The sequence below is a fragment of the Methylobacterium sp. J-090 genome (genome assembly GCF_022829345.1).
GTDB lineage: Bacteria > Pseudomonadota > Alphaproteobacteria > Rhizobiales > Beijerinckiaceae > Methylobacterium.
On record NZ_JAKSXV010000068.1, the window covers coordinates 1 to 451 of the forward strand.

Consider the following 451-nt stretch of genomic DNA (forward strand, 5'->3'; position numbering starts at 1 on the left):
TGCGCGAGGCGGTGGCGCCGCTCGCCGCCGCCGGCATCGTCGTCCTGTGCGCCGGCGTCGTCCTGATGGCTTTGGCCAAAGGCGGTACCAAGCCCCTGAGCCGGACGGGCCTCGGCCTCGCCCTGCTCACCGGCGTTCTGACCCGATTACGGCGCCTTCCGCTGCGAGGCCTTCGGTGCGGTCGCCTGAGACGGTTTCCGACACATCACGTCGGCGCAACGTGTCGCGACGGTCCCCTACGCCTGGGCGGTTCTTGAAGGCTACGGCATTCACACATCGGGCGGGAACCGTGGGTCCCCTCTCCTGGAAGGAGAGGGACAGGGTGAGGTGTGCGAACTTTCCGAATAGGTCCCACACCTCACCCCAACCCTCTCCTTCCAGGAGAGGGGGCCTGTTGCGCTTCACGCCTGCTGAGTGCGGCTTTCGGAAAGCGCCATCGAGCGGATGTTTG

Annotated in this window: 1 protein-coding gene; it reads left to right on the forward strand. The window is 67.0% G+C overall.

Annotation, left to right across the window (positions count from 1 at the left end):
* Positions 1–257, forward strand: a 257-nt coding sequence (locus MKK49_RS10730) for a hypothetical protein (protein WP_244028252.1), incomplete at its 5' end; no start/stop codon positions are given.
* Positions 258–451 lie beyond the last annotated feature (194 nt).